Raw genomic sequence first — 5,202 nt, forward strand, 5'->3', positions numbered from 1 at the left:
ATTCTGTAAATCCCTTATTGTTATATTTAAAATATATAACCTAATTAAAATTTACACAATTATCTGTAAAGACCCAACACAAGAGAATAATCAGCCAATCACCAAAACTCTTGAGCAAGTATTTTATTTAGAATAATCTAATAACTCAAATACTCATTTTTATACTAGAGTCCTAAACTTTAGCAGCATCATTCACAGTTGATAAACTACTCTTAAGCACTGGTACATTTTGAGAATTTGTTATAAAACTTTCACCACTTGATGCAACTTCTGAACTAGCATTTTTATTACTAACCCCTAATATATTTAATACTGTTTGATCATTTTGCTGTGCTGACTCTGCTTGAGGAAGTTTTCGTTTTAATATTTTTGCCATACTATAGTCATAGTTTTGTATATATGCATTCCTTAATGCTACATACGGATCTAATGTCGATTGTTGCAGGTTAGTGTATGCTGGTAAATATGACACTCCTTGGTTTGTATAGTACACACCATATACCGTATAATTTACAGCATATGCTGTAAGTGTGCCAACTCCTGGCGCTAGAAATAAGTATGAAAGCGGATTAAATGCGGCATCTACCCCATCAGACAAGCCTTCCACAGTCCCTGGACCAAAAATTGGCCATACTATATATGGTGAAGCATAACCTTTTTTATACACATCCCACTTATGTAAAGTAACTGCAAAATCTTGATGATAACGTATAGGCAAGTCAAACCAACTATTTGCAACATCAAAAATCCCTACGATTCCAAGAGTAGTGTTTGCTACGAATCTCATACTATCATCACCTGCATACCCCCACTGATCTTGAAATATGTCATTGACTACTCTACTAGGTTCAAAAAGATTTTGAAAAACATTAAATACACCATTTTGAACAATATTAGGTACTACAAAAGCATAAGTCTTAGCTACTGGAGTTAGAATCTTATAGACTTTATTATTGAAATTATATACTTTCCTATTATATTTTTCATAAGGATCTCTTTTATTAATAGGAACTTCCCATTTAAAAGAACAACTTGCAAGAGTCGTAGCTAAGACACCCCACAGCAATATTAAACTTATTTTTCTTTTCATAACAAAATAAACTTATCAATACTAATCTTTTGAAGTAAGCAATTATAAATGATTATTGCTAAATATAAACCCTAAGCTAGTTTTTTAAATTTTTCTTAAAGTTTCTAACCCAGAACCTTTGCGGCGATAAAGCTTGTAGTAACTTATCAGATACGATACTTTTTTGATTTAATATTTTCGAAGAAATAATTTTTGCAGCGATTAAAGATGAGCACATCCCTTTAGAGCCAAATCCAGATGACACATACAGTCCTGCTTCATATTCAACTTTTGGCATCTTAGATTTAGGATATCCTTTTGATAGGGGTTGATAAAAATCTTGTTCAAATTTCTTGTAGTTACATAGCTGTCCAATAATAGGTAGATGGTCAGACGTTACACAGCGCATAGCAACCCGTGAATCAACTATATTTAGGTTAGCATCATGATTATTTAATGACATTTGTTTTATCTGAGAGATATTAAACTCATCATCAACATCTCGAAGCTCTCCTCTAGTATCTGTATTATCTCTAAATGTTGCACCAATGACTTGGAGATTATCTTTATAACCTGGAATAATATAACCCTTATCAACTATAGTTTTATCTATATCAAAATATTTTTCTATAACAGTTAACTGACCATAAGAAGGATACACAGGAATTTTCTGTAAATAAGATATATTTTTAAATAGCTGATATCCACCTGCAAAAATTACTATATCAAAATTTCCTTTAACTTTACTAAACTCTAATTGCCAAAGGTTTTCTTCTAATTTTTTAATACCTAATACTTCAACTCCTAATTCTAACTTAGCATTTGATAATTTAGACCATAGCTGACAAATACTTTTAGGCACTACAGATAAAGCATTAGGATAGTAAACTGCTTGCTTTGATATATCTTTATTAATGAACTTTGCTAACTTCTGATCTGAAAGTAGTTGAGCTAAACTAGAATCAATATCTCTTTTGGTAAATATCTTTTGATATCTTTTTAGATCTTTCTCATCACTTAAGATCTGTAATACTCGCTGATTACAGATCTCTATTTGATCTTTATATCTATTTATAAAGTCTAATAACAGGTTATAACCTAAAGTATGAAATTGATCTGAGAAATTATTATCAGAAGTTAAGTATGGTTCTAAAATTCCAGCAAAATTCCCTGATGCTTCACTTGCAATTTCAGAGTTTTTATCAAATATAGTTATATCAAAATCATTTGATTTACTTAGCTCATATGCTAATGAGCACCCTGCTAACCCAGCTCCTATAATGGCCACTTTCTTAGTGCTCATTTTGATTCTCACAGTTATATTTATCTAAATGCCATTTGGCTGGATTATTATTTATATATTCTCTGATCTTTAATAAGGATTGCTCATCTCTTATTATATGATCATAAAAAGATCTCTGCCATTGAAAGCTTGATAACCCTAGATTATTTCTGATTTGTTTTGATGATGTTGTCTTAAAAGCTCCAATCAATTGAGATAAAGATTTAATTTTTCTATTTTTTTGTAGGGACATGTCGTGACATGTCCTTTTATTTGGCTGGTCACGACCAGCCTCTACGCACACATTAGGATTATTAATAATTAATATTCCATGAAAATGATTTGGCATTACAACAAATTCATCGAGAAAGACATATTCGTATTGATAACTTAACCACATCCATTGATCATAAACTATCTTTCCACAATCATTCAATATCATGTGACCATCTGATGATATTTCACCAAAATAATTAACTCTTTCTTTGGTACAAATAGTCACATAATAATAACCATCTTGTGAATAATCAAAATTTTCTAAACGATGATTTTTACGTTGAAAAACTCTTTTATGCTCCAAAGCCTCTTATGCCTTCTCTCTTACGCTTTTGTTCAGCTCTTAGCATACGTGCTTGCTTAGGATCGATAGTTAGACTTCTATATATCTCTACTCTATCTTTATCTTTTACAGGATGATCTAAGTCAACAATCTCACTATAAATGCCAATCTTTAACTCTTCTAAATTTTCTAGCTCAGGATATTTATGAACTATTTTTGATTGGTCAATAACTTGTCTAACTGTCATAGGCTGTTTAGACTCAACAAAAAAAGACTTCTGCTCGTTAGGTAAAGCATAAATAACTTCTACTTTCACTATTTATAAACCTCTTCCGCACGCTTACAAAAAGCTCCTAACATCTTATCTGCTAAACCACGAAATACTGGTCCCAGAGCCATTTCTACAAACTTATTTTCAAAAGTAAATTCCATATCTAATGATACTTTACACGAGTTTTCATCTTGAGGTTCAAATCTCCAATCACCAATTAAGCTTTTAAAAGGTCCATTCATAAGATTTAAATGAATATGCTCATTTTTTACCATAGTGTTGTGTGTAGCAAAATCTAACTTAACAAAACCGGATTTAATTTTTAAAGATGCTTTTGCTTCTGTTTCAGTGTGCTCAAAAACTTCAATGTCATAGCACATTGGTAAAAATTCAGGGTAACTTTTAATATCATTTACAAGATTATACATCTGTGCAGCACTATAATTTACAATTGCAGATTTATTAACTTTATTCATTTATTTAATCTTTTGTGTTTTGCTGATAATATATAGCCCTACATTGTATATCTTTTACAAAAAATAATAAAGTTATGAGTAAACATAAGGTTTCTCCAGCAACCATTGCTAGAAATAAAAGAGCCTTCCATGATTATACTATTCTAGAAAAGTTTGAAGCTGGAATAGTACTACAAGGTTGGGAGGTAAAAAGTATCAGAGCTGGTAAAGTACAGATGATAGATAGTCATGTGCATATCAAACGCGATGAAGCGTGGTTATTTAATTGCTTAATTACACCGCTACTATCTGCATCTACTCATGTAATACCAGATGCTTCAGCAACACGTAAGCTACTACTTAATCGTCGTGAAATAGACAAGATCATGGGTAGAGTTGAGCAAAAAGGTCTAACATGCGTACCACTTGCTATGTATTGGAAAGGTCCTCGCGTAAAAGTCGAAATAGCTCTAGCTCAAGGCAAGAAAACACATGATAAGCGCCAAGCTCAGAAAGATAAAGATTGGGCACGTGAGAAAGATAGAATCTTTAAAAAGGCGCATAGATAAATGGCTGACATCAAAATAAGCAAAACTGAGAAAAAATTACGTCACTATATTACTAAAGCTATCGCTGATTATAAGCTTATTAAGAAAGGTGATAAAGTTATGCTTTGCCTATCTGGTGGAAAAGATTCCTTTGGACTTTTAAAAGTTCTACACAGTCTTATCAAAGATGGAACTTATGATATAGATCTTCATGTATATACGTTAGATCAGTCTCAACCTGGTTGGGATGATAGCAAACTTAGAAAGTATCTTGATGATTTAGGTGTATCTTATGAGATTGAGACAAAAAATACTTACGGTGTGGTGATAGATAAAGTTCCAGAAGGCAAAACTTACTGTTCTTTATGTTCAAGACTTCGCCGCGGTAATATCTATAGATATGCAAAAGAGCATAAAATGGACAAGGTCATTCTAGGGCATCATCGTGATGACTTAATTGAATCTTTACTAATGTCTATCCTATATCAAGGACAAATCAAATCTATGCCACCTAAGTTTATTACTAAAGATGGTGAAAACACTGTAATCCGCCCAATGGTATTAGTCCAAGAACGTGACTTGATAGAATTCGCTAAAGAACAAGATTTTCCAATAATTCCATGTAATCTATGTGGTTCACAAGAAAATCTTAAAAGAAAGAAAGTTAAAAAGCTAATCCAAGATTTAGCTCACGAGAATCCAAAAGTACCAAGTAATATTTTAAATTCACTTTCAAATGTATTACCAAGTCATCTAATGGATAGAGATTTACTTGATATGACTAGTAATCCGAAATAAATAAGTCATTCTACGACTTGATCGTAGAATCTAATTTAAAGGCCTATGATGAGTAGATTCTATGATCAAGCTATAGGATAAAACTGGTTTCAACAGATATTCGGATTAACTATAAAATTAATTATTTAAACATCTCCATTATTGAGCTAATTGAAAAAAATGGTGCCTAAAATATAGCTATAAATATTGTAGAATAAGGTTTTAAAAAGGATTATTTACA

7 protein-coding genes are annotated in these 5,202 nt (G+C 31.6%); 2 read left to right on the plus strand and 5 right to left on the minus strand.

Features of this window, described 5'->3' with window-relative positions; all coding sequences use genetic code 11:
• Nucleotides 1-172: 172 nt before the first annotated feature.
• The 5 genes from AB8E56_RS11065 to AB8E56_RS11085 form a co-directional block, all read right to left on the minus strand.
• Nucleotides 173-1,090 (minus strand): VacJ family lipoprotein, encoded by a 918-nt coding sequence (locus tag AB8E56_RS11065; protein WP_329481080.1) that lies wholly within the window; start codon nucleotides 1,088-1,090, stop codon nucleotides 173-175.
• Between the two features lie 76 nt (nucleotides 1,091-1,166).
• The gene (mnmC, locus tag AB8E56_RS11070; protein ID WP_329481082.1) at nucleotides 1,167-2,372 is read right to left on the minus strand and encodes an FAD-dependent 5-carboxymethylaminomethyl-2-thiouridine(34) oxidoreductase MnmC; all 1,206 of its coding nucleotides are present in this window, start codon (nucleotides 2,370-2,372) and stop codon (nucleotides 1,167-1,169) included.
• Nucleotides 2,362-2,931 carry a transposase gene (locus tag AB8E56_RS11075; RefSeq protein ID WP_329481084.1) on the minus strand — a complete coding sequence of 190 codons (570 nt, stop codon included), beginning with the start codon at nucleotides 2,929-2,931 and terminating at the stop codon, nucleotides 2,362-2,364. The genes mnmC and AB8E56_RS11075 overlap by 11 nt, the downstream gene beginning before the upstream one ends.
• Nucleotides 2,921-3,226 (minus strand): RnfH family protein, encoded by a 306-nt coding sequence (locus AB8E56_RS11080; RefSeq protein WP_329481086.1) that lies wholly within the window; start codon nucleotides 3,224-3,226, stop codon nucleotides 2,921-2,923. Before AB8E56_RS11080 ends, AB8E56_RS11075 begins: the two co-directional genes overlap by 11 nt.
• Entirely contained in the window at nucleotides 3,226-3,657 is a 432-nt protein-coding gene (locus AB8E56_RS11085) for a type II toxin-antitoxin system RatA family toxin (protein WP_072712615.1), read from the minus strand. The genes AB8E56_RS11080 and AB8E56_RS11085 overlap by 1 nt, the downstream gene beginning before the upstream one ends.
• 74 nt (nucleotides 3,658-3,731) lie before the next feature.
• On the opposite strand from AB8E56_RS11085, the gene smpB reads away from it, so the two are divergent.
• Complete coding sequence (gene smpB, locus AB8E56_RS11090) at nucleotides 3,732-4,205, plus strand: SsrA-binding protein SmpB (RefSeq protein ID WP_329481089.1); 474 nt, start codon at nucleotides 3,732-3,734, stop codon at nucleotides 4,203-4,205.
• A complete protein-coding gene (ttcA, locus tag AB8E56_RS11095; RefSeq protein ID WP_329481091.1) occupies nucleotides 4,206-4,982 on the plus strand; it encodes a tRNA 2-thiocytidine(32) synthetase TtcA in 777 nt (258 codons plus the stop codon). It abuts the gene before it with no gap.
• Nucleotides 4,983-5,202 lie beyond the last annotated feature (220 nt).

This window comes from Francisella sp. 19X1-34 (genome assembly GCF_041102755.1).
Classification (GTDB): domain Bacteria; phylum Pseudomonadota; class Gammaproteobacteria; order Francisellales; family Francisellaceae; genus Francisella.

What these genes read in the sequence shown, in the direction of transcription:
- AB8E56_RS11065 (WP_329481080.1), bottom strand. Translation starts at nt 1,090, where the DNA reads ATGAAAAGAAAAATAAGTTTAATATTGCTGTGGGGTGTCTTAGCTACG.
- mnmC (WP_329481082.1), bottom strand. Translation starts at nt 2,372, where the DNA reads ATGAGCACTAAGAAAGTGGCCATTATAGGAGCTGGGTTAGCAGGGTGC.
- AB8E56_RS11085 (WP_072712615.1), bottom strand. Translation starts at nt 3,657, where the DNA reads ATGAATAAAGTTAATAAATCTGCAATTGTAAATTATAGTGCTGCACAG.
- smpB (WP_329481089.1), top strand. Translation starts at nt 3,732, where the DNA reads ATGAGTAAACATAAGGTTTCTCCAGCAACCATTGCTAGAAATAAAAGA.
- ttcA (WP_329481091.1), top strand. Translation starts at nt 4,206, where the DNA reads ATGGCTGACATCAAAATAAGCAAAACTGAGAAAAAATTACGTCACTAT.